At 50.2% G+C, this 21086-nt stretch carries 35 protein-coding genes and 4 tRNA genes; 37 read left to right on the forward strand and 2 right to left on the reverse strand.

What is annotated here, in order from left to right:
* Nucleotides 1-352: 352 nt before the first annotated feature.
* Nucleotides 353-1381, forward strand: a complete 1029-nt coding sequence (gene murB, locus A936_RS09665; protein WP_008457127.1) for a UDP-N-acetylmuramate dehydrogenase — start codon at nucleotides 353-355, stop codon at nucleotides 1379-1381.
* Nucleotides 1378-2340 carry a bifunctional biotin--[acetyl-CoA-carboxylase] ligase/biotin operon repressor BirA gene (birA, locus tag A936_RS09670; RefSeq protein WP_008457129.1) on the forward strand — a complete coding sequence of 321 codons (963 nt, stop codon included), beginning with the start codon at nucleotides 1378-1380 and terminating at the stop codon, nucleotides 2338-2340. The genes murB and birA overlap by 4 nt, the downstream gene beginning before the upstream one ends.
* Nucleotides 2341-2367: 27 nt before the next feature.
* Here birA and coaA read toward each other — a convergent pair whose 3' ends face one another.
* Complete coding sequence (coaA, locus tag A936_RS09675) at nucleotides 2368-3321, reverse strand: type I pantothenate kinase (RefSeq protein ID WP_034808670.1); 954 nt, start codon at nucleotides 3319-3321, stop codon at nucleotides 2368-2370.
* A 453-nt stretch (nucleotides 3322-3774) separates the two neighbouring features.
* Here coaA and A936_RS09680 point away from each other — a divergent pair.
* The 7 genes from A936_RS09680 to bfr all read left to right on the forward strand — a co-directional run bounded on the left by A936_RS09680 (nucleotide 3775) and on the right by bfr (nucleotide 6475).
* Nucleotides 3775-3850: transfer RNA gene (locus A936_RS09680), tRNA-Thr, on the forward strand.
* Nucleotides 3851-3862: 12 nt separating this feature from the next.
* Nucleotides 3863-3947 (forward strand) — tRNA-Tyr (locus A936_RS09685).
* Between the two features lie 117 nt (nucleotides 3948-4064).
* A tRNA-Gly gene (locus A936_RS09690) sits at nucleotides 4065-4139 on the forward strand.
* 9 nt (nucleotides 4140-4148) lie between these two features.
* A tRNA-Thr gene (locus A936_RS09695) sits at nucleotides 4149-4224 on the forward strand.
* Nucleotides 4225-4336: 112 nt separating this feature from the next.
* On the forward strand, nucleotides 4337-5521 hold the full coding sequence (tuf, locus tag A936_RS09700; RefSeq protein WP_008457133.1) for an elongation factor Tu: 1185 nt from the start codon (nucleotides 4337-4339) through the stop codon (nucleotides 5519-5521).
* A 214-nt stretch (nucleotides 5522-5735) separates the two neighbouring features.
* The gene (gene bfd / locus A936_RS09705) at nucleotides 5736-5930 is read left to right on the forward strand and encodes a bacterioferritin-associated ferredoxin (RefSeq protein WP_008457135.1); all 195 of its coding nucleotides are present in this window, start codon (nucleotides 5736-5738) and stop codon (nucleotides 5928-5930) included.
* 71 nt (nucleotides 5931-6001) lie between these two features.
* Nucleotides 6002-6475: a bacterioferritin gene (gene bfr, locus A936_RS09710; protein WP_008457137.1), complete on the forward strand. Its 474-nt coding sequence runs from the start codon at nucleotides 6002-6004 to the stop codon at nucleotides 6473-6475.
* Nucleotides 6476-6523: 48 nt separating this feature from the next.
* Here the strand turns inward: bfr and A936_RS09715 are convergent, their stop codons facing one another.
* A complete protein-coding gene (locus tag A936_RS09715; RefSeq protein WP_008457139.1) occupies nucleotides 6524-7003 on the reverse strand; it encodes a prepilin peptidase in 480 nt (159 codons plus the stop codon).
* 388 nt (nucleotides 7004-7391) lie between these two features.
* Here A936_RS09715 and rpsJ point away from each other — a divergent pair, with 388 nt between their 5' ends.
* From rpsJ to rplQ, 28 genes are all read left to right on the forward strand, one after another.
* Nucleotides 7392-7703 carry a 30S ribosomal protein S10 gene (gene rpsJ, locus A936_RS09720; RefSeq protein WP_001181005.1) on the forward strand — a complete coding sequence of 104 codons (312 nt, stop codon included), beginning with the start codon at nucleotides 7392-7394 and terminating at the stop codon, nucleotides 7701-7703.
* Nucleotides 7704-7734: 31 nt separating this feature from the next.
* On the forward strand, nucleotides 7735-8364 hold the full coding sequence (rplC, locus tag A936_RS09725; RefSeq protein WP_006178923.1) for a 50S ribosomal protein L3: 630 nt from the start codon (nucleotides 7735-7737) through the stop codon (nucleotides 8362-8364).
* Nucleotides 8365-8374: 10 nt separating this feature from the next.
* Nucleotides 8375-8980: a 50S ribosomal protein L4 gene (gene rplD, locus A936_RS09730; RefSeq protein WP_008457145.1), complete on the forward strand. Its 606-nt coding sequence runs from the start codon at nucleotides 8375-8377 to the stop codon at nucleotides 8978-8980.
* On the forward strand, nucleotides 8977-9279 hold the full coding sequence (rplW, locus tag A936_RS09735) for a 50S ribosomal protein L23 (protein ID WP_008457148.1): 303 nt from the start codon (nucleotides 8977-8979) through the stop codon (nucleotides 9277-9279). Before rplD ends, rplW begins: the two co-directional genes overlap by 4 nt.
* 17 nt (nucleotides 9280-9296) lie before the next feature.
* Entirely contained in the window at nucleotides 9297-10118 is an 822-nt protein-coding gene (gene rplB, locus A936_RS09740) for a 50S ribosomal protein L2 (RefSeq protein WP_008457150.1), read from the forward strand.
* 16 nt (nucleotides 10119-10134) lie between these two features.
* Nucleotides 10135-10413: a 30S ribosomal protein S19 gene (gene rpsS / locus A936_RS09745; RefSeq protein ID WP_001138115.1), complete on the forward strand. Its 279-nt coding sequence runs from the start codon at nucleotides 10135-10137 to the stop codon at nucleotides 10411-10413.
* Nucleotides 10414-10427: 14 nt separating this feature from the next.
* Nucleotides 10428-10760 (forward strand): 50S ribosomal protein L22, encoded by a 333-nt coding sequence (gene rplV / locus A936_RS09750; RefSeq protein ID WP_002919773.1) that lies wholly within the window; start codon nucleotides 10428-10430, stop codon nucleotides 10758-10760.
* A gap of 17 nt (nucleotides 10761-10777) precedes the next feature.
* The gene (rpsC, locus tag A936_RS09755; protein ID WP_006817277.1) at nucleotides 10778-11476 is read left to right on the forward strand and encodes a 30S ribosomal protein S3; all 699 of its coding nucleotides are present in this window, start codon (nucleotides 10778-10780) and stop codon (nucleotides 11474-11476) included.
* A 12-nt stretch (nucleotides 11477-11488) separates the two neighbouring features.
* Nucleotides 11489-11899, forward strand: coding sequence for a 50S ribosomal protein L16 (rplP, locus tag A936_RS09760; RefSeq protein WP_002438716.1), 411 nt, complete (start codon nucleotides 11489-11491; stop codon nucleotides 11897-11899).
* Complete coding sequence (gene rpmC, locus A936_RS09765) at nucleotides 11899-12090, forward strand: 50S ribosomal protein L29 (protein WP_008457158.1); 192 nt, start codon at nucleotides 11899-11901, stop codon at nucleotides 12088-12090. The genes rplP and rpmC overlap by 1 nt, the downstream gene beginning before the upstream one ends.
* Nucleotides 12090-12344: a 30S ribosomal protein S17 gene (gene rpsQ / locus A936_RS09770; protein WP_008457160.1), complete on the forward strand. Its 255-nt coding sequence runs from the start codon at nucleotides 12090-12092 to the stop codon at nucleotides 12342-12344. Before rpmC ends, rpsQ begins: the two co-directional genes overlap by 1 nt.
* A 166-nt stretch (nucleotides 12345-12510) precedes the next feature.
* Nucleotides 12511-12882, forward strand: a complete 372-nt coding sequence (gene rplN / locus A936_RS09775; RefSeq protein ID WP_008457164.1) for a 50S ribosomal protein L14 — start codon at nucleotides 12511-12513, stop codon at nucleotides 12880-12882.
* A gap of 10 nt (nucleotides 12883-12892) precedes the next feature.
* On the forward strand, nucleotides 12893-13207 hold the full coding sequence (rplX, locus tag A936_RS09780; protein ID WP_007724317.1) for a 50S ribosomal protein L24: 315 nt from the start codon (nucleotides 12893-12895) through the stop codon (nucleotides 13205-13207).
* Nucleotides 13208-13221: 14 nt separating this feature from the next.
* Nucleotides 13222-13761, forward strand: a complete 540-nt coding sequence (gene rplE, locus A936_RS09785) for a 50S ribosomal protein L5 (protein WP_008457169.1) — start codon at nucleotides 13222-13224, stop codon at nucleotides 13759-13761.
* 14 nt (nucleotides 13762-13775) lie between these two features.
* On the forward strand, nucleotides 13776-14081 hold the full coding sequence (gene rpsN, locus A936_RS09790) for a 30S ribosomal protein S14 (protein WP_008457171.1): 306 nt from the start codon (nucleotides 13776-13778) through the stop codon (nucleotides 14079-14081).
* A gap of 33 nt (nucleotides 14082-14114) precedes the next feature.
* On the forward strand, nucleotides 14115-14507 hold the full coding sequence (gene rpsH, locus A936_RS09795; RefSeq protein ID WP_008457173.1) for a 30S ribosomal protein S8: 393 nt from the start codon (nucleotides 14115-14117) through the stop codon (nucleotides 14505-14507).
* A gap of 13 nt (nucleotides 14508-14520) precedes the next feature.
* A complete protein-coding gene (gene rplF / locus A936_RS09800) occupies nucleotides 14521-15054 on the forward strand; it encodes a 50S ribosomal protein L6 (protein WP_008457175.1) in 534 nt (177 codons plus the stop codon).
* Between the two features lie 9 nt (nucleotides 15055-15063).
* The gene (gene rplR, locus A936_RS09805) at nucleotides 15064-15417 is read left to right on the forward strand and encodes a 50S ribosomal protein L18 (protein ID WP_008457177.1); all 354 of its coding nucleotides are present in this window, start codon (nucleotides 15064-15066) and stop codon (nucleotides 15415-15417) included.
* Nucleotides 15418-15431: 14 nt separating this feature from the next.
* Nucleotides 15432-15932, forward strand: coding sequence for a 30S ribosomal protein S5 (gene rpsE / locus A936_RS09810; protein WP_008457179.1), 501 nt, complete (start codon nucleotides 15432-15434; stop codon nucleotides 15930-15932).
* Between the two features lie 6 nt (nucleotides 15933-15938).
* Nucleotides 15939-16118 carry a 50S ribosomal protein L30 gene (rpmD, locus tag A936_RS09815; RefSeq protein WP_004846568.1) on the forward strand — a complete coding sequence of 60 codons (180 nt, stop codon included), beginning with the start codon at nucleotides 15939-15941 and terminating at the stop codon, nucleotides 16116-16118.
* 3 nt (nucleotides 16119-16121) lie between these two features.
* The gene (rplO, locus tag A936_RS09820; protein WP_008457184.1) at nucleotides 16122-16556 is read left to right on the forward strand and encodes a 50S ribosomal protein L15; all 435 of its coding nucleotides are present in this window, start codon (nucleotides 16122-16124) and stop codon (nucleotides 16554-16556) included.
* A 7-nt stretch (nucleotides 16557-16563) separates the two neighbouring features.
* Entirely contained in the window at nucleotides 16564-17895 is a 1332-nt protein-coding gene (gene secY / locus A936_RS09825) for a preprotein translocase subunit SecY (protein WP_008457186.1), read from the forward strand.
* 30 nt (nucleotides 17896-17925) lie between these two features.
* Entirely contained in the window at nucleotides 17926-18042 is a 117-nt protein-coding gene (gene rpmJ, locus A936_RS09830; RefSeq protein WP_008457187.1) for a 50S ribosomal protein L36, read from the forward strand.
* 146 nt (nucleotides 18043-18188) lie between these two features.
* The gene (gene rpsM, locus A936_RS09835; protein ID WP_008457189.1) at nucleotides 18189-18545 is read left to right on the forward strand and encodes a 30S ribosomal protein S13; all 357 of its coding nucleotides are present in this window, start codon (nucleotides 18189-18191) and stop codon (nucleotides 18543-18545) included.
* Nucleotides 18546-18561: 16 nt separating this feature from the next.
* Nucleotides 18562-18951: a 30S ribosomal protein S11 gene (gene rpsK / locus A936_RS09840; protein ID WP_008457192.1), complete on the forward strand. Its 390-nt coding sequence runs from the start codon at nucleotides 18562-18564 to the stop codon at nucleotides 18949-18951.
* A 34-nt stretch (nucleotides 18952-18985) separates the two neighbouring features.
* Nucleotides 18986-19606: a 30S ribosomal protein S4 gene (gene rpsD / locus A936_RS09845; protein ID WP_008457194.1), complete on the forward strand. Its 621-nt coding sequence runs from the start codon at nucleotides 18986-18988 to the stop codon at nucleotides 19604-19606.
* 25 nt (nucleotides 19607-19631) lie between these two features.
* Nucleotides 19632-20621 (forward strand): DNA-directed RNA polymerase subunit alpha, encoded by a 990-nt coding sequence (locus A936_RS09850; RefSeq protein ID WP_008457196.1) that lies wholly within the window; start codon nucleotides 19632-19634, stop codon nucleotides 20619-20621.
* Between the two features lie 40 nt (nucleotides 20622-20661).
* Nucleotides 20662-21048, forward strand: coding sequence for a 50S ribosomal protein L17 (rplQ, locus tag A936_RS09855; RefSeq protein WP_008457198.1), 387 nt, complete (start codon nucleotides 20662-20664; stop codon nucleotides 21046-21048).
* Nucleotides 21049-21086 lie beyond the last annotated feature (38 nt).

Here is a 21086-nt window from a genome sequence, read left to right on the forward strand (position 1 = left end):
TGTGGGGTCTCCCCATGCGAGAGTAGGGAACTGCCAGGCATCAAATAAAACAGAAAACCTCAGCCTGATGGCTGGGGTTTTTTGTTTATGTGGTATCAGGCCATTCCCTGCACGAGGATGGGCATGCGACAAACGTGTCGGGAACACGTTTGAACGCCGCGTGCGGCGGCCCCGGAGGGGCGAGTATCAGGATGATACGCGTATTGTAGGGAACTGCCAGGCATCAAATAAAAGCGAAAGGCTCAGTCGAAAGACTGGGCCTTTTTGCTGTGCGCGTTCTACTGAGACAGACAAGCCATTCTCAACAGGATCGGGTAAACTATTCTGGTTTATATTCCGGAAAATGGCTGACATGAACTCCTCTCTTAAACCCTTCAATACTTTCGGTATTCAGGCAACTGCGGCACATATTGTTATCGCTGAATCTGTACAACAGCTTACTGAAGCGTGGGCAGAATCGACGCAGGCTCATCAGCCGGTACTTATCCTTGGGGAAGGGAGTAATGTTCTTTTCCTCGAAAACTTCGAAGGCACGGTCATTATCAATCGTATTAAAGGGATTGAAGTTGCTGAGACGGATGATGCCTGGTTGCTCCATGTCGGTGCTGGTGAAAACTGGCATCACCTCGTGGAATATACTCTCCAACAAGGCATGCCAGGTCTGGAAAACCTTGCTCTGATACCGGGCTGTGCTGGCTCATCGCCCATTCAAAACATTGGTGCATATGGTGTTGAAATTAAACAGGTATGTAACTATGTCGATTGCGTTGAGCTAAGTAATGGCCAGCCATTGCGTTTAACAAACGCAGAATGCCGCTTTGGCTACCGGGACAGCATCTTTAAACATGACTACCAGGACCGCTTTGCAATTGTAGCCGTTGGCTATCGCTTGCCTAAAGCCTGGAGGCCGGTTCTCAGCTACGGCGACCTGAGTAAACTGGATCCTTCGACCATAACACCCCAGCAGGTTTTTGAAAGCGTCTGCAATATGAGGAGCTCGAAGCTGCCCGATCCAAAAGTGAATGGTAATGCCGGCAGTTTCTTCAAAAACCCCGTTATTAGCGCGGAACAGGCTGAAAAACTGATTTCTTGTGGCGCGAAAGTCCCCCATTACCCTCAGCCAGACGGCAGCGTTAAACTTGCAGCAGGTTGGCTGATCGATCAATGTCAGTTGAAGGGATACCGCATTGGTGGAGCCGCGATTCATCGGCAACAGGCTTTGGTCATCATTAACGAAGAAAATGCCAGCAGCGCAGATATTGTTGCCCTTGCACACTACGTACGCCAACAGGTTGGTGAAAAGTTTGATGTCTGGCTTGAACCAGAAGTTCGCTTTATGGCGAGCAAAGGGGAAGTCAGTGCCGTGGAGACTATCGCGTGAAAGACAATCGGGTTCCGTTAACGTTAATTAGTATTCTGGCAGACGGTGAGTTTCATTCAGGTGAGCAACTGGGTGAGCAGTTAGGGATGAGTCGTGCGGCTATTAATAAGCATGTACAGACTCTGCGAGACTGGGGAATCGATGTCTTTACCGTTCCAGGCAAGGGGTATAGCTTGCCGGAGCCTATCCAGTTACTGGATGAAGATTTTATTAAGTCACAGATAGAAAGTGGGACGGTTGCTGTCCTTCCGGTGATTGATTCCACCAACCAATACCTGCTTGATCGCCTCAATTCCCTTCAATCTGGTGATTCCTGCATAGCCGAATATCAGCAGGCCGGGCGTGGAAGACGAGGCCGTCAGTGGTTCTCGCCCTTTGGAGCAAATCTCTATTTGTCCATGTACTGGCGTCTGGAGCAGGGGCCAGCTGCGGCAATTGGACTCAGTCTGGTTATTGGCATTGTGATGGCGGAAGTATTACAGCGCCTTGGCGCTGAAGACGTCAGGGTAAAATGGCCAAACGACCTCTATCTGAACGACCGCAAGCTCGCCGGTATTTTGGTTGAACTCACCGGGAAAACGGGGGATGCCGCGCAAATCGTTATCGGTGCTGGGATTAATCTTGCGATGCGTAATGTTGCTACAGATGTGATTAATCAGGGATGGATCAACCTCCAGGAAGCTGGTATCCGTATTGACAGGAATACGCTAGCGGTCACTCTAATCCAGGAGTTACGTACGGCACTACAGCTGTTTGAGCAGGAAAGTTTATTACCGTTCCTGCCTCGTTGGGAAAAACTGGATAACTTCATCAATCGACCGGTAAAACTCATTATTGGGGAACGAGAGGTCCATGGAATATCTCGAGGCATTAATGAGCAGGGTGGATTATTGTTGGAGCAGGACGGAGTAATAAAAGCTTGGGTTGGCGGTGAGATTTCTCTGCGCGGCGCAAATTAAAGAGAGGGGGAATTCCCCCTCATCTTATTATTTTCTCAGTTTGACACAATCAACAGCATGATTAGCACTTTTTGTCATAATCAAGCTTGCGCGATCGCGTGTTGGTAATATGTTTTGTTTTAAATTCAATAAATTAATTTCATTCCATAGCTGCGTTGCAATATTTATGGCTTCATCTTTAGAGAGCTTTGCATAGCTGTGGAAATAAGAGTTTGGATCGGTGAATGCACCTTCACGGAATTTTAAGAACCGATTTATATACCAATTCTGTAATAGCTCTTCCGGCGCATCTACATATATAGAAAAATCTACGAAGTCAGAAACAAATACATGATGTGGATCGTGGGGATAATCCATTCCGCTTTGCAGAACGTTTAACCCTTCCAGAATCAAGATATCCGGCTGGGCAACGGTCTTATCGCCGTCGGGGATCACGTCGTACACCAAATGTGAGTACACCGGCGCCGTCACGTTGGTTGCACCCGATTTGATGTCGGATACAAATTTCACCAGACGATGCATATCATAGGATTGCGGGAAGCCTTTCTTCTTCATCAAATTGCGCTCTTTAAGCACTTTATTTGGATGAAGGAAGCCGTCGGTGGTGATCAGTTCAACCTGACGGTGCTCAGGCCAACGGCTGAGTAGGGCCTGCAGCACACGCGCTGTCGTGCTCTTTCCGACAGCCACACTTCCCGCAATACTGATGATGTAGGGAATACGTTGGCCATTGGTGCCAAGAAACTGCTCGAGTACCGCCTGGCGCCGCAGGTTTGAACTGATATAGAAATTGAGCAGACGAGACAGCGGCAGGTAAATCTCCGCCACCTCTTCCAGGGAAAGGTCTTCGTTAATGCCTTTTAACCGGGCGATTTCCCCTTCGGTTAACGTCATGGGAACAGAGTCGCGCAATGCTGCCCATTGGCTCCGGTCAAATTGTAGATAAGGGGTTGTTGCCAACATTTGCTCTTTATTACTCATAAGCATGCTTCTGCCTGTAATTCAGGACAAAATTTACGCGCTACATTCTCGAACGCAAGTAATCAGACGTTGTGTATAAAAAGTATGCCGCGTATTTAACTTTTCAACAGTGGGCAGGAGGGTAACACCTGAATGAAGAGAACGATAAGAAAAAATCAACAACAGTGATGTATTACGGCGGGTACATCACGTTGCGCTTACAGTGAAAGAAGGGGCTGCGAGCCATTTTAGAGGGGCAGTCTTATTTCTGATGATTATTATTTGTCATTCAGGCATCGTCAGGCGCCTACTCCCAGGAAAAACGGATGCCGGGAACGATGAAAATTTGCTCTCAATTGGTGCTTTAGCCACCATATTCTCGAGATCTAGCGCAAAATGTGAGCGGTAGTGCATTTTATGCGATTTTTTTGTTGCATGAGCGGCGCTCTCTTCCTAGAATGCGCGCTACTTGATGCCGGCTTAGCTCAGTAGGTAGAGCAACTGACTTGTAATCAGTAGGTCACCAGTTCGATTCCGGTAGCCGGCACCATCAAGTACCCCAGGTGGGGTTCCCGAGCGGCCAAAGGGAGCAGACTGTAAATCTGCCGTCATCGACTTCGAAGGTTCGAATCCTTCCCCCACCACCATATTCGGCAACGCATTGCGAAGCCCGGTGCGATAAACGAACAGTTTGTCGACCCGAATACTGAGAGGCCTTCTCTCATATTCACTACAGAAAGATTCAGGTAGCCGAGTTCCAGGATGCGGGCATCGTATAATGGCTATTACCTCAGCCTTCCAAGCTGATGATGTGGGTTCGATTCCCACTGCCCGCTCCAACAAGATGTGCTGATATAGCTCAGTTGGTAGAGCGCACCCTTGGTAAGGGTGAGGTCGGCAGTTCGAATCTGCCTATCAGCACCACTTCTTTATCTCCTCCCTGTTTCTCTTCTGTTAATGCATTCAGCTAACTCAGGCATATGCCTGGTTGATGTGGTGATATCACCGATTTATCCGTGTCTTAGAGGGACAATCGATGTCTAAAGAAAAGTTTGAACGTACAAAACCGCACGTTAACGTCGGTACTATCGGCCACGTTGACCATGGTAAAACAACGCTGACCGCTGCAATCACTACCGTTCTGGCTAAAACCTACGGTGGTTCTGCTCGTGCATTCGACCAGATCGATAACGCACCAGAAGAAAAAGCTCGTGGTATCACCATCAACACCTCCCACGTTGAGTACGACACCCCGACTCGTCACTACGCGCACGTTGACTGCCCAGGGCACGCCGACTACGTGAAAAACATGATCACCGGTGCTGCTCAGATGGACGGCGCTATCCTGGTTGTTGCTGCGACTGACGGCCCTATGCCTCAGACTCGTGAGCACATCCTGCTGGGTCGTCAGGTTGGCGTTCCTTACATCATCGTGTTCCTGAACAAATGCGACATGGTTGATGATGAAGAGCTGCTGGAGCTGGTTGAAATGGAAGTGCGTGAACTTCTGTCTCAGTACGACTTCCCAGGCGATGACACTCCAATCATCCGTGGTTCTGCTCTGAAAGCGCTGGAAGGCGAAGCTGAGTGGGAAGCTAAAATCGTTGAACTGGCTGGCTTCCTGGATTCTTACATCCCAGAACCAGTACGTGCAATCGACATGCCGTTCCTGCTGCCAATCGAAGACGTATTCTCCATCTCCGGTCGTGGTACCGTTGTTACCGGTCGTGTAGAGCGCGGTATCGTTAAAGTAGGTGAAGAAGTTGAAATCGTTGGTATCAAAGATACTGCGAAATCTACCTGTACCGGCGTTGAAATGTTCCGCAAACTGCTGGACGAAGGCCGTGCTGGTGAGAACGTAGGTGTTCTGCTGCGTGGTATCAAACGTGAAGAAATCGAACGTGGTCAGGTACTGGCTAAGCCAGGCTCAATCAAGCCGCACACCAAGTTCGAATCTGAAGTGTACATCCTGTCCAAAGACGAAGGCGGCCGTCATACTCCGTTCTTCAAAGGCTACCGTCCACAGTTCTACTTCCGTACAACTGACGTGACCGGTACCATCGAACTGCCAGAAGGCGTAGAGATGGTAATGCCAGGCGACAACATCAAAATGGTTGTTACCCTGATTCACCCAATCGCGATGGACGACGGTCTGCGTTTCGCAATCCGTGAAGGCGGCCGTACCGTTGGCGCTGGTGTTGTTGCAAAAGTTCTGAGCTAATCCTCTGATACTTTAATGCAATAGTGAAAAGGGCATCTTAGGATGCCCTTTTTTATGTTTGAAATTTGCTGTTTGCCAGTGAAAGCGATCGCTTACTGCAGTTGGCATCAGTTTTTGCATTTGATTACCATTCTCTGTCTTCTGCCCCGCCGTACGCCTTGTAAAGCCAATCATTCTCATTTACAATTTGCGCAGTTTTTGAGCGGGAGTGATCATGTACGTTTGCTTGTGTAACGGTGTAAGCGATAAGACAATTCGTCAGGCGGTGCGACAACATCACCCGCAGTCTTTTCAGCAACTTAGAAAGTTTATCCCGGTGGGAAATCAGTGCGGGAAGTGCGTTCGACAGGCGCGTGAAATCATGCAAGACGAACTGATGCAGATCCCGGAATTTAAAGAGATCGCTTAAAACACGCTCATTTTTTTGACTTACACCCTGTGACATCTACGCTTCAATAAGTGGAAGCGGAGGATGTCAAAATGAAAGGTGATGTTAAGATAATAAATTATCTCAATAAATTATTGGGAAACGAGCTTGTCGCGATTAACCAGTATTTTCTGCATGCCCGCATGTTCAAAAACTGGGGATTAAAACGTCTGAACGACGTTGAGTACCACGAGTCCATCGATGAAATGAAGCACGCCGATAAGTACATCGAACGTATTCTCTTCCTCGAAGGCATTCCAAATCTGCAGGACCTCGGCAAGCTGGGTATTGGGGAGGATGTCGAAGAAATGCTTCGCTCTGACCTGAGGCTGGAACTGGATGGTGCAAAGGATTTGCGTGAAGCCATCGCCTATGCCGATAAAGTGCATGATTATGTTAGCCGTGACCTGATGATCGAAATTCTGGCCGATGAAGAAGGCCATATCGACTGGCTCGAAACGGAACTGGACCTCATTCAGAAGCTGGGTATTCAGAACTACCTGCAGGCCCAGATACGCGAAGAGTAACCCCGTATGATCAAGACAGAGGGATTTCCCTCTGTCTTCTTTGAAACCTTATCCAAATACCTGCCAGCAAAAATTCCCCCATCCTGAGAGCGCAAGCCAGGGGCCAAAAGGCATTTCAGCGCTGTCACGGCACCCGATCAGATAAAGTATTCCGGCATAAGCGATGCCCAGGGAAGATGCCAAAGCGACAATGAGAGGCAGATGCTGCCAGTAGCTCCAGGCTCCAATTGCCGCCAGCAGTTTGAAATCACCATAACCTAATCCTTCTTTGCCGGTAGCATAACGGAATACTTGAAAGGTAACCCACAGGAAGAGGTAGCCGGCTATCGCGCCGAATACGGCATGATGAACATGGTGAGGGTTAACCAGACTATGAAACAACAATCCCAGCCACAGTAAGGGTAGGGTAAGTCTGTCTGGTAGAAGCATGGTTTTGAAATCACTCAAGCTTAGCGCCAGAGCCAGGCAAAAATAGAGCAACGCAGCGACGGGGAGTAGCCAGGCGATCTGTATGTCGGTCAGTATCATCTTTTTATCCCGCTGAGGATTAAGCCCTCGGATACTACGCGGGTGTGCTGGCTAAACCTATCAACCTTCTAATTTGGCGTGTGATAATGCGCAATGCCTCGAAGATATAGGGAAGGTAAGGCATGAAACTCACTAAATGCAGGATGTCGGTGAAATTTCAACCCATATGACTTGCAAGCCGCCTTGAAACCCGTATAATGCGCGGGCTGTCTTAATAGACCGCTGGTTCAATATGAACCCTGATAGCAGTCAGTCGAAGCAATTCAGTTGCTATCAAACAATGTCCCCAATTGGGGGACTATGTATGAACGATTACACTCCTCCATCAATCGTAATGGATGTGAGTAGTAATTTTTTTCGTCTATAAAATAATTGGAGCTCTGGTCTCATGCAGAACCAAAGAATCCGTATCCGCCTTAAAGCGTTTGATCATCGTCTGATCGATCAATCAACTGCGGAAATCGTCGAGACTGCTAAGCGCACTGGTGCGCAAGTCCGTGGTCCGATCCCGCTGCCGACCCGCAAAGAGCGCTTTACCGTTCTGATCTCCCCGCACGTCAACAAAGACGCGCGTGATCAGTACGAGATCCGCACTCACAAGCGTCTGGTTGACATCGTTGAGCCAACTGAGAAAACCGTTGATGCTCTGATGCGTCTGGATCTGGCTGCCGGTGTAGACGTGCAGATCAGCCTGGGTTAATCAGGTCATTGACGATTGAGAGGTTGAAACAATGATTGGTTTAGTCGGTAAAAAAGTGGGTATGACCCGTATCTTCACTGAAGACGGCGTTTCTATCCCAGTAACCGTAATCGAAGTAGAAGCAAACCGTGTTACTCAGGTTAAAGACCTGGCTAACGACGGCTACCGTGCTGTTCAGGTGACCACTGGTGCTAAAAAAGCTAACCGTGTAACCAAGCCGGAAGCTGGTCACTTCGCTAAAGCTGGCGTTGAAGCTGGCCGTGGTCTGTGGGAATTCCGTCTTGCTGAAGGCGAAGAGTTCACCGTAGGTCAGGACATTAGCGTTGAACTGTTTGCTGACGTTAAAAAAGTTGACGTAACCGGTACCTCTAAAGGTAAAGGTTTCGCAGGTACCGTTAAGCGCTGGAACTTCCGTACCCAGGACGCTACCCACGGTAACTCCTTGTCTCACCGCGTTCCGGGTTCTATCGGTCAGAACCAGACTCCGGGCAAAGTGTTCAAAGGCAAGAAAATGGCAGGCCAGCTGGGTAACGAACGTGTCACTGTTCAGAGCCTGGACGTAGTACGTGTTGACGCTGAGCGCAACCTGCTGCTGGTGAAAGGTGCGGTCCCGGGTGCAACCGGTAGCGACCTGATCGTTAAACCAGCTGTGAAGGCGTAAGGGGATAGCAATGGAATTAGTATTGAAAGACGCGCAAAGCGCGCTGACTGTTTCCGAAACTACCTTCGGTCGTGACTTCAACGAAGCGCTGGTACACCAGGTTGTTGTTGCTTATGCAGCAGGCGCCCGTCAGGGTACTCGTGCTCAGAAGACCCGTGCTGAAGTAACTGGTTCCGGCAAAAAGCCGTGGCGCCAGAAAGGTACCGGCCGTGCGCGTTCTGGTTCTATCAAGAGCCCGATCTGGCGTTCCGGTGGCGTAACCTTCGCTGCTCGCCCGCAGGACCACAGTCAAAAAGTTAACAAAAAGATGTACCGCGGCGCGCTGAAAAGCATCCTGTCCGAACTGGTACGTCAGGATCGTCTGATCGTTGTTGAGCAGTTCTCTGTTGAAGCACCGAAAACCAAGCTGCTTGCTCAGAAACTGAAAGATATGGCTCTGGAAGATGTGCTGATCGTGACCGGTGAACTGGATGAGAATCTGTTCCTGGCTGCTCGTAACCTGCATAAGGTTGACGTGCGCGATGTAGCTGCAATCGACCCAGTTAGCCTGATCGCCTTCGACAAAGTCGTTATGACTGCGGAAGCAGTTAAGCAAGTTGAGGAGATGCTGGCATGATCCGTGAAGAACGTCTGCTGAAAGTACTGCGCGCGCCGCACGTATCTGAAAAAGCGTCTACCGCGATGGAAAAAACCAACACCATCGTACTCAAAGTTGCGACTGACGCGACCAAAGCAGAGATCGTTGCTGCTGTACAGAAGCTGTTCGAAGTTGAAGTAAAAGACGTTAACACCCTGGTAGTTAAAGGGAAAACTAAACGTCACGGACAGCGTGTTGGTCGTCGTAGCGACTGGAAAAAAGCTTACGTCACCCTGAAGGAAGGCCAGAATCTGGACTTCGTCGGCGGCGCTGAGTAAGTCGGAGGAGAAAGACAATGGCAGTTGTTAAATGTAAACCGACATCTCCGGGTCGTCGCCACGTAGTTAAAGTGGTTAACCCTGAGCTGCACAAGGGCAAGCCTTTTGCTCCGTTGCTGGAAAAAAACAGCAAATCCGGTGGCCGTAACAACAATGGTCGTATCACTACCCGTCATATCGGTGGTGGTCACAAGCAGGCATACCGTATTGTTGACTTTAAACGCAACAAAGATGGTATCCCGGCAGTTGTTGAACGTCTTGAGTACGATCCGAACCGTTCCGCGAACATCGCGCTGGTTCTGTACAAAGATGGCGAACGCCGTTACATCCTGGCCCCTAAAGGCCTGAAAGCTGGCGACCAGATTCAGTCTGGCGTTGATGCTGCAATCAAAGCGGGTAACACCCTGCCGATGCGCAATATCCCGGTTGGTTCTACCGTTCATAACGTAGAAATGAAACCAGGTAAAGGCGGTCAGCTGGCTCGTTCCGCTGGTACCTACGTGCAGATCGTTGCTCGTGATGGTGCTTACGTTACCCTGCGCCTGCGCTCCGGTGAAATGCGTAAAGTCGAAGCTGACTGCCGCGCTACCCTGGGCGAAGTTGGCAACGCTGAGCATATGCTGCGCGTTCTGGGTAAAGCAGGTGCTGCTCGCTGGCGTGGTGTTCGTCCTACCGTTCGCGGTACCGCGATGAACCCAGTCGATCACCCACATGGTGGTGGTGAAGGTCGTAACTTTGGTAAGCACCCGGTATCCCCGTGGGGCGTTCAGACCAAAGGTAAGAAGACCCGCAGCAACAAGCGTACTGATAAATTTATCGTACGTCGCCGTAGCAAATAATTTTAGAGGATAAGCCATGCCACGTTCTCTCAAGAAAGGTCCTTTTATTGACCTGCACTTGCTGAAGAAGGTAGAGAAAGCGGTGGAAAGCGGTGACAAGAAGCCCCTGCGCACTTGGTCCCGTCGTTCAACGATCTTTCCTAACATGATCGGTTTGACCATCGCTGTCCATAATGGTCGTCAGCACGTTCCAGTCTTTGTTTCCGACGAAATGGTCGGTCACAAACTGGGTGAATTCGCACCGACTCGTACTTATCGCGGCCACGCTGCTGATAAAAAAGCGAAGAAGAAATAAGGTAGGAGGAAGAGATGGAAACTTTAGCTCAACATCGCCATGCTCGTTCTTCTGCTCAGAAGGTTCGCCTTGTTGCTGACCTGATTCGCGGTAAGAAAGTGTCGCAGGCTCTGGATATTCTGACCTACACCAATAAGAAAGCGGCTGTATTGGTTAAGAAAGTACTGGAATCTGCCATTGCTAACGCTGAACACAACGATGGCGCTGACATTGACGATCTGAAAGTCGCGAAAATCTTCGTAGACGAAGGCCCTAGCATGAAGCGCATTATGCCTCGTGCAAAAGGTCGTGCAGATCGCATCCTGAAGCGCACCAGCCACATTACTGTGGTTGTGTCCGATCGCTGAGACTCTGGAGACTAGCAATGGGTCAGAAAGTACATCCTAATGGTATTCGCCTGGGTATTGTAAAACCATGGAACTCAACCTGGTTTGCGAACACCAAAGAATTCGCTGACAACCTGGACAGCGATTTTAAAGTACGTCAGTACCTGACTAAGGAACTGGCTAAGGCGTCTGTATCTCGTATCGTTATCGAGCGTCCTGCTAAGAGCATCCGTGTGACCATTCACACCGCTCGCCCAGGTATCGTTATCGGTAAGAAAGGTGAAGACGTAGAAAAACTGCGCAAGGTCGTAGCGGATATCGCTGGCGTTCCTGCACAGATCAATATCGCCGAAGTTCGTAAACCTGAACTGGACGCAAAATTGGTTGCTGACAGCATCACTTCTCAGCTGGAGCGTCGTGTGATGTTCCGTCGTGCGATGAAGCGTGCTGTACAGAACGCAATGCGTCTGGGCGCTAAAGGTATCAAAGTTGAAGTTAGCGGCCGTCTGGGCGGCGCCGAGATCGCACGTACCGAATGGTACCGTGAAGGTCGCGTGCCGTTGCACACTCTGCGTGCTGACATCGACTACAACACCTCTGAAGCGCACACCACTTATGGTGTAATCGGCGTTAAGGTATGGATCTTCAAAGGTGAGATCCTGGGTGGTATGGCTGCTGTTGAACAACCGGAACCGGCTGCTCAACCTAAAAAGCAGCAGCGTAAAGGCCGTAAGTAAGGAGAGTCGCTGATGTTACAACCAAAGCGTACAAAATTCCGTAAAGTGCACAAAGGCCGCAACCGTGGTCTGGCGCAGGGTACGGATGTTAGCTTCGGCACTTTCGGTCTGAAAGCTGTTGGCCGTGGTCGTCTGACTGCCCGTCAGATCGAAGCAGCACGTCGTGCAATGACCCGTGCAGTTAAGCGTCAGGGTAAGATCTGGATCCGTGTATTCCCGGACAAACCGATCACCGAAAAGCCGCTTGAAGTGCGTATGGGTAAAGGTAAAGGTAACGTGGAGTATTGGGTTGCCTTGATCCAGCCAGGTAAAGTCCTGTATGAAATGGACGGCGTACCTGAAGAGCTGGCCCGTGAAGCCTTCAAGCTGGCAGCAGCAAAACTGCCTATCAAAACCACCTTTGTAACTAAGACGGTGATGTAATGAAAGCAAAAGAGCTGCGTGAAAAGAGCGTCGAAGAGCTGAACACCGAGCTGCTGAACCTGCTGCGTGAGCAGTTCAATCTGCGCATGCAGGCTGCAAGTGGCCAGCTGCAACAGACTCACCTGCTGAAGCAGGTTCGTCGTGATGTTGCACGTGTTAAGACTTTACTGACTCAGAAGGCGGGTGCGTAATGACCGATAAAATCCGTACTCTGCAAGGTCGCGTTGTCAGCGACAAAATGGAGAAATCCATTGTTGTTGCCATCGAACGTGTTGTGAAGCACCCGATCTACGGGAAATTCATCAAGCGTACGACCAAACTGCACGTACATGACGAGAACAACGAATGCGGTATCGGTGACGTGGTTGAAATCCGCGAATGCCGTCCGCTGTCCAAGACTAAGTCCTGGACGCTGGTTCGCGTTGTAGAGAAAGCGGTTCTGTAATACAGTACCCTTTCTCAAACAAATAAACGGCTCAGCGATGAGCCGTTTATTTTTTCTACCCATATCCTGGAACCGGTGTTATAATGCCGCGCCCTCGTTTATGGGGCTTTTTAACGACCTGATTTCCAGGTCCCGAAGTAGTAGTTGACATTAGCGGAGCACTGAAATGATCCAAGAACAGACTATGCTGACCGTGGCCGACAACTCCGGCGCACGTCGCGTAATGTGTATCAAGGTTCTGGGTGGCTCGCACCGTCGCTACGCAGGCGTCGGCGACATCATCAAAATTACCATCAAGGAAGCAATTCCTCGCGGTAAGGTGAAGAAAGGCGATGTGCTGAAAGCGGTAGTGGTGCGCACCAAGAAGGGTGTTCGTCGCCCGGACGGTTCTGTCATTCGCTTCGATGGCAATGCATGCGTTATTTTAAATAATAACAGTGAGCAGCCAATCGGCACGCGTATTTTTGGGCCGGTAACTCGTGAACTGCGTAATGAGAAGTTCATGAAAATTATCTCTCTGGCACCAGAAGTACTCTAAGGAGCGAATCATGGCAGCGAAAATCCGTCGTGATGACGAAGTTATCGTGTTAACCGGTAAAGATAAAGGTAAGCGCGGTAAAGTAAAAAATGTCCTGTCTTCCGGCAAGGTCATTGTTGAAGGTATCAACCTGGTTAAGAAACATCAGAAGCCGGTTCCGGCCCTGAACCAACCAGGTGGCATCGTTGAAAAAGAAGCTGCAATTCAGGTTTCTAACGTTGCTCTCTTCAACGCGGCAACCGGCAAGGCTGACCGTGTAGGCTTTAGATTCGAAGACGGCAAAAAAGTCCGTTTCTTCAAGTCTAACAGCGAAACTATCAAGTAATTTGGAGTAGTACGATGGCGAAACTGCATGATTACTACAAAGACGAAGTAGTTAAGAAACTCATGACTGAGTTTAACTACAATTCTGTCATGCAAGTCCCTCGGGTCGAGAAGATCACCCTGAACATGGGTGTTGGTGAAGCGATCGCTGACAAGAAACTGCTGGATAACGCAGCAGCTGATCTGACAGCAATCTCCGGTCAAAAGCCGTTGATCACCAAAGCACGCAAATCTGTTGCAGGCTTCAAAATCCGTCAGGGCTATCCGATCGGCTGTAAAGTAACTCTGCGTGGCGAACGCATGTGGGAGTTCCTTGAGCGTCTGATCACTATTGCTGTACCTCGTATCCGTGACTTCCGTGGCCTGTCCGCTAAGTCTTTCGACGGTCGTGGTAACTACAGCATGGGTGTCCGTGAGCAGATCATCTTCCCAGAAATCGATTACGACAAAGTCGATCGCGTCCGTGGTTTGGATATTACCATTACCACTACTGCGAAATCTGATGATGAAGGCCGTGCTCTGCTGGCTGCCTTTGACTTCCCGTTCCGCAAGTAAGGTAGGGTTACTTCATGGCTAAGCAATCAATGAAAGCACGCGAAGTAAAGCGCGTTGCTTTGGCTGAAAAATTCTTCGCTAAACGCGCAGAACTGAAAGCTATCATTTCTGATGTGAACGCGACCGACGAAGACCGTTGGAACGCTGTTCTCAAGCTGCAAACTCTGCCGCGTGATTCCAGCCCGTCCCGTCAGCGTAAACGCTGCCGCCAGACTGGTCGTCCACATGGTTATGTGGGCAAGTTCGGGTTGAGCCGTATCAAGTTACGTGAAGCCGCCATGCGCGGTGAAGTACCTGGCTTGAAAAAGGCTAGCTGGTAATTGTCACCAATTGAATCACGGGAGTAGAGACAGATGAGCATGCAAGATCCGATCGCGGATATGCTGACCCGTATCCGTAACGGTCAGGCCGCGAACAAAGTTGCGGTCACCATGCCTTCCTCCAAGCTGAAAGTGGCAATCGCCAACGTGCTGAAGGAAGAAGGTTATATTGAAGAATTTAAAATTGAAGGCGACATCAAGCCTGAACTGGAACTGACTCTTAAGTATTTCCAGGGCAAGGCTGTGGTAGAGAGCATTCAGCGAGTCAGCCGCCCAGGCCTGCGCATCTATAAGAAAAAAGATGAGCTGCCTAAAGTTATGGCCGGCATGGGTATTGCTGTCGTTTCTACCTCTAAAGGTGTTATGACTGATCGTGCAGCGCGCCAGGCTGGTCTTGGTGGCGAAATTATCTGCTACGTAGCGTAATTGGAGGAATAAAATGTCTCGTGTTGCTAAAGCACCGGTCGTTGTTCCTGCAGGCGTAGAGGTAAAACTCAACGGTCAGGTTATTTCGATCAAAGGTAAAAACGGCGAGCTGACTCGTACTATCAACGATGCTGTTGAAGTTAAACACGCTGAAAATGCTCTGACTTTCGCTCCGCGCGAAGGCTTTGCAAACGCGTGGGCCCAAGCGGGTACCACTCGTGCGCTGTTGAACGCAATGGTTGTCGGTGTTACCGAAGGCTTCACTAAGAAGCTGCAGCTGGTTGGTGTAGGTTATCGTGCAGCCGTTAAAGGCGACGTGGTGAATTTAGCCCTGGGCTTCTCTCACCCTGTTGAGCATAAGCTGCCTGCGGGTATCACTGCTGAATGTCCGACTCAAACTGAAATCGTGCTGAAAGGCGCTGATAAGCAGATGATCGGTCAGGTTGCAGCTGATCTGCGCGCCTACCGTCGTCCTGAGCCTTACAAAGGCAAGGGTGTTCGTTACGCCGACGAAGTCGTGCGTACCAAAGAGGCTAAGAAGAAGTAAGGTAACACTATGGATAAGAAATCTGCTCGTATCCGTCGTGCGACCCGCGCACGTCACAAGCTCAAAGAGCTGGGTGCAACTCGCCTGGTGGTACATCGTACCCCGCGTCATATTTACGCACAGGTAATTGCTCCAAATGGTTCTGAAGTTCTGGTAGCTGCATCTACTGTAGAAAAAGCTATCACTGAGCAACTGAAGTACACTGGAAACAAAGACGCCGCTGCAGCTGTAGGTAAAGCTGTTGCTGAGCGCGCTCTGGAAAAAGGCATCACCGTTGTTGCTTTTGACCGTGCTGGTTTCCAATATCATGGTCGTGTCCAGGCACTGGCAGATGCTGCCCGTGAAGCTGGCCTTCAGTTCTAAGGTAGAGGTGTAAGATGTCTCACATCGAAAAACAAGCTGGCGAACTGCAGGAAAAGCTGATCGCGGTAAATCGCGTATCTAAAACCGTTAAAGGCGGTCGTATTTTCTCCTTCACTGCTCTGACAGTGGTAGGCGACGGTAACGGTCGTATTGGTTTTGGTTACGGTAAAGCGCGTGAAGTTCCAGCAGCGATCCAGAAAGCGATGGAAAAAGCCCGTCGCAACATGATTAACGTCGCGCTGAACAGCGGCACCCTGCAGCACCCTGTTAAAGGCGTGCACACAGGTTCCCGCGTGTTCATGCAGCCGGCTTCCGAAGGTACCGGTATCATCGCCGGTGGTGCAATGCGCGCCGTCCTGGAAGTCGCTGGTGTTCATAACGTCCTGGCTAAAGCGTATGGTTCCACTAACCCGATTAACGTGGTTCGTGCAACTATCGATGGCCTGGCGAATATGAAATCTCCAGAAATGGTCGCTGCCAAGCGTGGTAAATCCGTTGAAGAAATTCTGGGGTAATTGACCATGGCAAAGACTATTAAAATCACTCAAACCCGCAGTGCAATCGGTCGTCTGCCGAAACACAAGGCAACGCTGCTTGGCCTGGGTCTGCGTCGTATTGGCCACACCGTAGAGCGCGAGGATACTCCTGCTGTACGCGGTATGGTCAACGCGGTTTCCTACATGGTTAAAGTTGAGGAGTAAGAGATGCGTTTAAATACTCTGTCTCCGGCCGAAGGGTCTAAGCACGCTTCCAAGCGTCTGGGTCGTGGTATCGGTTCTGGCCTCGGTAAAACCGGCGGTCGTGGTCACAAAGGTCAGAACTCTCGTTCTGGTGGTGGCGTACGTCGTGGTTTCGAAGGTGGTCAGATGCCGTTGTACCGTCGTCTGCCGAAATTCGGTTTCACCTCTCGCAAAGCAATGATCACGGCAGAAGTTCGTCTGTCCGATCTGGCGAAAGTTGAAGGCGACGTAGTTGACCTGAACACGCTGAAAGCAGCAAACATTATCGGTATTCAGATCGAGTTCGCGAAAGTGATCCTGTCTGGTGAGGTAACTCGTCCGGTAACTGTTAGCGGCCTGCGTGTGACCAAAGGCGCTCGTGCTGCTATCGAAGCTGCTGGCGGTAAAATCGAGGAATAAGTAGCAGATGGCAAAACAACCGGGATTAGATTTTCAAAGTGCTAAAGGCGGCCTCGGCGAGCTGAAACGCAGACTGATGTTTGTTATCGGTGCGCTGATTGTGTTTCGTATTGGCTCTTTTATTCCGATCCCTGGTATTGATGCCGCTGTACTTGCCAAACTGCTTGAGCAACAGCGAGGCACCATCATTGAGATGTTTAACATGTTCTCTGGTGGTGCTCTCAGCCGTGCTTCTATCTTCGCACTGGGTATCATGCCGTACATTTCGGCATCGATCATCATTCAGCTGCTTACCGTGGTTCATCCCGCGTTGGCAGAGCTGAAGAAAGAAGGGGAATCTGGTCGTCGTAAGATTAGCCAGTACACCCGTTACGGCACTCTGGTGCTGGCAATATTCCAGTCAATCGGTATTGCTACCGGTTTACCGAATATGCCTGGTATGCAGGGCCTGGTGTTAAACCCAGGCTTTGCATTCTATTTCACCGCTGTTGTAAGTCTTGTCACCGGGACAATGTTCCTGATGTGGCTGGGCGAACAGATTACTGAACGTGGTATCGGTAACGGTATCTCAATCATAATCTTCGCGGGTATCGTTGCGGGACTTCCGCCGGCCATTGGCCATACCATCGAGCAAGCAAGGCAAGGCGACCTGCACTTCCTCCTGTTGCTGTTGGTTGCAGTATTAGTATTTGCAGTGACCTTCTTCGTTGTTTTTGTTGAGCGTGGCCAGCGCCGCATTGTGGTCAACTACGCTAAACGTCAACAGGGTCGTCGTGTCTATGCTGCGCAGAGCACACATTTACCGCTGAAAGTGAACATGGCCGGGGTTATCCCTGCGATCTTCGCCTCCAGTATTATTCTGTTCCCGGCGACCATCGCGTCATGGTTCGGGGGCGGTACCGGTTGGAACTGGCTGACAACAATTTCGCTGTATTTGCAGCCTGGGCAACCGCTTTATGTGTTACTCTATGCGTCTGCAATCATCTTCTTCTGTTTCTTCTACACGGCGTTGGTCTTCAACCCGCGTGAAACAGCAGATAACCTGAAGAAGTCCGGTGCATTTGTACCAGGAATTCGTCCGGGAGAACAAACGGCGAAGTATATCGATAAAGTAATGACCCGCCTGACTCTGGTTGGTGCGTTGTACATTACCTTTATCTGCCTAATCCCGGAGTTCATGCGCGATGCAATGAAAGTGCCGTTCTACTTCGGTGGGACCTCACTGCTGATCGTTGTTGTCGTTATCATGGACTTTATGGCTCAAGTGCAAACTCTAATGATGTCAAGTCAGTACGAGTCTGCATTGAAGAAAGCGAACCTGAAAGGCTACGGCCGTTAATCGTCGCTTGAGAAGTTACGGAGAGTAAAAATGAAAGTTCGTGCTTCCGTCAAGAAATTATGTCGTAACTGCAAAATCGTTAAGCGTGACGGTGTTATTCGCGTGATTTGCAGCGTAGAGCCGAAGCATAAACAGCGTCAAGGCTGATTATCTCGCATATTTTTCTTGCAAAGTTGGGTTGAGCTGGCTAGATTAGCCAGCCAATCTTTTGTATGTCTATGCGTTTCCATTTGAGTATCCTGAAAACGGGCTTTTCGGCATGGGACGCATAATCTAAATAGTAGGAGTGCATAGTGGCCCGTATAGCAGGCATTAACATTCCTGATCAAAAACACGCCGTGATCGCGTTAACCTCGATCTACGGTGTCGGCAAGACTCGCTCCAAGGCCATTTGCGCTGCGGCGGGTATCGCTGAAGATGTTAAGATCAGTGAGCTGTCTGAAGAACAAATCGACACGCTGCGTGACGAAGTTGCCAAATTTGTCGTTGAAGGTGATCTGCGCCGTGAAGTGAGCATGAGCATCAAGCGTCTGATGGACCTTGGTTGCTATCGCGGTTTGCGTCATCGTCGTGGTCTGCCAGTGCGCGGTCAGCGTACTAAGACCAACGCACGTACCCGTAAGGGTCCGCGCAAACCGATCAAGAAATAATCGGGGTGATTGAATAATGGCAAAGGCACCAATTCGTGCACGTAAACGTGTAAGAAAAACAGTCTCTGACGGCGTGGCTCATGTCCATGCTTCTTTCAACAACACCATCGTTACTATTACCGATCGTCAGGGTAATGCGTTGGGTTGGGCAACTGCCGGTGGTTCCGGTTTCCGTGGTTCTCGCAAATCCACTCCGTTTGCAGCTCAGGTTGCAGCAGAGCGTTGCGCAGAAGCCGTGAAAGAATACGGTATCAAGAACCTGGAAGTTATGGTTAAGGGTCCTGGCCCAGGCCGCGAATCAACTATTCGTGCTCTGAACGCCGCTGGTTTCCGCATCACTAATATTACTGATGTGACTCCAATCCCTCATAACGGTTGTCGTCCGCCGAAAAAACGTCGCGTATAACGCGTCCGTTTTCTAGGATTGTTGGAGAAAGAAAATGGCAAGATATTTGGGTCCTAAGCTCAAGCTGAGCCGTCGTGAGGGCACCGACTTATTCCTTAAGTCTGGCGTTCGCGCGATCGATACCAAGTGTAAAATTGAACAAGCTCCTGGCCAGCACGGTGCGCGTAAACCGCGTCTGTCTGACTATGGTGTGCAGTTGCGTGAAAAGCAGAAAGTTCGCCGTATCTACGGTGTGCTGGAGCGTCAGTTCCGTAACTATTATAAAGAAGCAGCTCGTCTGAAAGGCAACACCGGTGAAAACCTGTTGGCTCTGCTGGAAGGCCGTCTGGACAACGTTGTTTACCGTATGGGCTTCGGCGCTACTCGTGCAGAAGCACGTCAGCTGGTTAGCCATAAAGCTATCATGGTAAATGGTCGCGTTGTTAACATCGCTTCTTATCAGGTAACTCCGAATGACGTAGTCAGCATCCGTGAGAAAGCCAAAAAGCAATCTCGCGTTAAGGCCGCTCTGGAGCTGGCTGAGCAGCGTGAAAAGCCAACCTGGCTGGAAGTTGATGCTGCCAAGATGGAAGGTGTGTTCAAGCGTAAGCCTGAGCGTACCGATCTGTCTGCGGACATTAACGAACACCTGATCGTCGAGCTTTACTCCAAGTAAAGCTTAGTACCAAAGAGAGGACACAATGCAGGGTTCTGTGACAGAGTTTCTAAAACCACGCCTGGTAGATATCGAGCAAGTGAGTTCGACGCACGCCAAGGTGACCCTTGAGCCGTTAGAGCGTGGCTTTGGCCATACTCTTGGTAACGCACTGCGCCGTATTCTGCTTTCGTCGATGCCGGGTTGCGCGGTGACTGAGGTTGAGATTGATGGTGTACTGCACGAGTACAGCACCAAAGAAGGCGTTCAGGAAGATATCCTGGAAATCCTGCTCAACCTGAAAGGGCTGGCGGTAAGAGTTCAAGGTAAAGATGAAGTTATCCTTACCCTGAATAAATCTGGCATTGGCCCTGTGACCGCAGCCGATATCACCCATGATGGTGATGTCGAAATCGTCAAGCCGCAGCATGTGATCTGCCACCTGACCGATGAGAACGCTGCTATTAGCATGCGTATCAAAGTTCAGCGCGGTCGCGGTTATGTGCCGGCTTCTACCCGAATTCATTCGGAAGAAGATGAGCGCCCAATCGGCCGTCTGCTGGTCGACGCCTGCTACAGCCCTGTAGAGCGTATTGCCTACAATGTTGAAGCCGCGCGTGTAGAACAGCGTACCGACCTGGACAAGCTGGTCATCGAAATGGAAACCAACGGCACAATCGATCCTGAAGAGGCGATTCGTCGTGCGGCGACCATTCTGGCAGAACAACTTGAAGCTTTCGTTGACCTACGTGATGTACGTCAGCCGGAAGTTAAAGAAGAGAAACCAGAATTCGATCCGATCTTGCTGCGCCCTGTTGACGATCTGGAATTGACTGTCCGCTCTGCTAACTGCCTCAAGGCAGAAGCTATCCACTATATCGGTGATCTGGTACAGCGTACCGAGGTTGAGCTGCTCAAAACGCCTAACCTGGGTAAAAAATCTCTTACTGAGATTAAAGACGTGCTGGCTTCTCGTGGTTTGTCTCTGGGCATGCGCCTGGAAAACTGGCCACCAGCAAGCATTGCTGACGAGTAACCGGATCACAGGTTAAGGTTTTACTGAGAAGGATAAGGTCATGCGCCATCGTAAGAGTGGTCGTCAACTGAACCGCAACAGCAGCCATCGCCAGGCTATGTTCCGCAACATGGCAGGTTCACTGGTTCGTCATGAGATCATCAAGACGACCCTGCCTAAAGCGAAAGAGCTGCGTCGCGTAGTTGAGCCGCTGATTACTCTTGCCAAGACTGACAGCGTTGCTAATCGTCGTCTGGCATTCGCCCGCACTCGTGATAACGAGATCGTGGCAAAACTGTTTAATGAACTGGGTCCGCGTTTCGCGAGCCGTGCAGGTGGTTACACTCGTATTCTGAAGTGTGGCTTCCGTGCTGGTGACAATGCTCCGATGGCTTACATCGAGCTGGTTGATCGCGCCGAGTCTCAAACAGAAGCTGCTGCAGAGTAATCTGTAGTAACGTAGAAAAACCGGGCTTGCCCGGTTTT

It is taken from the genome of Enterobacter sp. Ag1 (assembly GCA_000277545.1).
Lineage (GTDB): Bacteria > Pseudomonadota > Gammaproteobacteria > Enterobacterales > Enterobacteriaceae > Cedecea.

Excerpts from the sequence above, each read along its gene's own strand:
- murB (WP_008457127.1), top strand. The coding sequence starts at position 353 with ATGAACTCCTCTCTTAAACCCTTCAATACTTTCGGTATTCAGGCAACT.
- coaA (WP_034808670.1), bottom strand. The coding sequence starts at position 3,321 with ATGAGTAATAAAGAGCAAATGTTGGCAACAACCCCTTATCTACAATTT.
- tuf (WP_008457133.1), top strand. The coding sequence starts at position 4,337 with ATGTCTAAAGAAAAGTTTGAACGTACAAAACCGCACGTTAACGTCGGT.
- bfd (WP_008457135.1), top strand. The coding sequence starts at position 5,736 with ATGTACGTTTGCTTGTGTAACGGTGTAAGCGATAAGACAATTCGTCAG.
- bfr (WP_008457137.1), top strand. The coding sequence starts at position 6,002 with ATGAAAGGTGATGTTAAGATAATAAATTATCTCAATAAATTATTGGGA.
- A936_RS09715 (WP_008457139.1), bottom strand. The coding sequence starts at position 7,003 with ATGATACTGACCGACATACAGATCGCCTGGCTACTCCCCGTCGCTGCG.
- rpsJ (WP_001181005.1), top strand. The coding sequence starts at position 7,392 with ATGCAGAACCAAAGAATCCGTATCCGCCTTAAAGCGTTTGATCATCGT.
- rplC (WP_006178923.1), top strand. The coding sequence starts at position 7,735 with ATGATTGGTTTAGTCGGTAAAAAAGTGGGTATGACCCGTATCTTCACT.
- rplD (WP_008457145.1), top strand. The coding sequence starts at position 8,375 with ATGGAATTAGTATTGAAAGACGCGCAAAGCGCGCTGACTGTTTCCGAA.
- rplW (WP_008457148.1), top strand. The coding sequence starts at position 8,977 with ATGATCCGTGAAGAACGTCTGCTGAAAGTACTGCGCGCGCCGCACGTA.
- rplB (WP_008457150.1), top strand. The coding sequence starts at position 9,297 with ATGGCAGTTGTTAAATGTAAACCGACATCTCCGGGTCGTCGCCACGTA.
- rpsS (WP_001138115.1), top strand. The coding sequence starts at position 10,135 with ATGCCACGTTCTCTCAAGAAAGGTCCTTTTATTGACCTGCACTTGCTG.
- rplV (WP_002919773.1), top strand. The coding sequence starts at position 10,428 with ATGGAAACTTTAGCTCAACATCGCCATGCTCGTTCTTCTGCTCAGAAG.
- rpsC (WP_006817277.1), top strand. The coding sequence starts at position 10,778 with ATGGGTCAGAAAGTACATCCTAATGGTATTCGCCTGGGTATTGTAAAA.
- rplP (WP_002438716.1), top strand. The coding sequence starts at position 11,489 with ATGTTACAACCAAAGCGTACAAAATTCCGTAAAGTGCACAAAGGCCGC.
- rpmC (WP_008457158.1), top strand. The coding sequence starts at position 11,899 with ATGAAAGCAAAAGAGCTGCGTGAAAAGAGCGTCGAAGAGCTGAACACC.
- rpsQ (WP_008457160.1), top strand. The coding sequence starts at position 12,090 with ATGACCGATAAAATCCGTACTCTGCAAGGTCGCGTTGTCAGCGACAAA.
- rplN (WP_008457164.1), top strand. The coding sequence starts at position 12,511 with ATGATCCAAGAACAGACTATGCTGACCGTGGCCGACAACTCCGGCGCA.
- rplX (WP_007724317.1), top strand. The coding sequence starts at position 12,893 with ATGGCAGCGAAAATCCGTCGTGATGACGAAGTTATCGTGTTAACCGGT.
- rplE (WP_008457169.1), top strand. The coding sequence starts at position 13,222 with ATGGCGAAACTGCATGATTACTACAAAGACGAAGTAGTTAAGAAACTC.
- rpsN (WP_008457171.1), top strand. The coding sequence starts at position 13,776 with ATGGCTAAGCAATCAATGAAAGCACGCGAAGTAAAGCGCGTTGCTTTG.
- rpsH (WP_008457173.1), top strand. The coding sequence starts at position 14,115 with ATGAGCATGCAAGATCCGATCGCGGATATGCTGACCCGTATCCGTAAC.
- rplF (WP_008457175.1), top strand. The coding sequence starts at position 14,521 with ATGTCTCGTGTTGCTAAAGCACCGGTCGTTGTTCCTGCAGGCGTAGAG.
- rplR (WP_008457177.1), top strand. The coding sequence starts at position 15,064 with ATGGATAAGAAATCTGCTCGTATCCGTCGTGCGACCCGCGCACGTCAC.
- rpsE (WP_008457179.1), top strand. The coding sequence starts at position 15,432 with ATGTCTCACATCGAAAAACAAGCTGGCGAACTGCAGGAAAAGCTGATC.
- rpmD (WP_004846568.1), top strand. The coding sequence starts at position 15,939 with ATGGCAAAGACTATTAAAATCACTCAAACCCGCAGTGCAATCGGTCGT.
- rplO (WP_008457184.1), top strand. The coding sequence starts at position 16,122 with ATGCGTTTAAATACTCTGTCTCCGGCCGAAGGGTCTAAGCACGCTTCC.
- secY (WP_008457186.1), top strand. The coding sequence starts at position 16,564 with ATGGCAAAACAACCGGGATTAGATTTTCAAAGTGCTAAAGGCGGCCTC.
- rpmJ (WP_008457187.1), top strand. The coding sequence starts at position 17,926 with ATGAAAGTTCGTGCTTCCGTCAAGAAATTATGTCGTAACTGCAAAATC.
- rpsK (WP_008457192.1), top strand. The coding sequence starts at position 18,562 with ATGGCAAAGGCACCAATTCGTGCACGTAAACGTGTAAGAAAAACAGTC.
- rpsD (WP_008457194.1), top strand. The coding sequence starts at position 18,986 with ATGGCAAGATATTTGGGTCCTAAGCTCAAGCTGAGCCGTCGTGAGGGC.
- A936_RS09850 (WP_008457196.1), top strand. The coding sequence starts at position 19,632 with ATGCAGGGTTCTGTGACAGAGTTTCTAAAACCACGCCTGGTAGATATC.
- rplQ (WP_008457198.1), top strand. The coding sequence starts at position 20,662 with ATGCGCCATCGTAAGAGTGGTCGTCAACTGAACCGCAACAGCAGCCAT.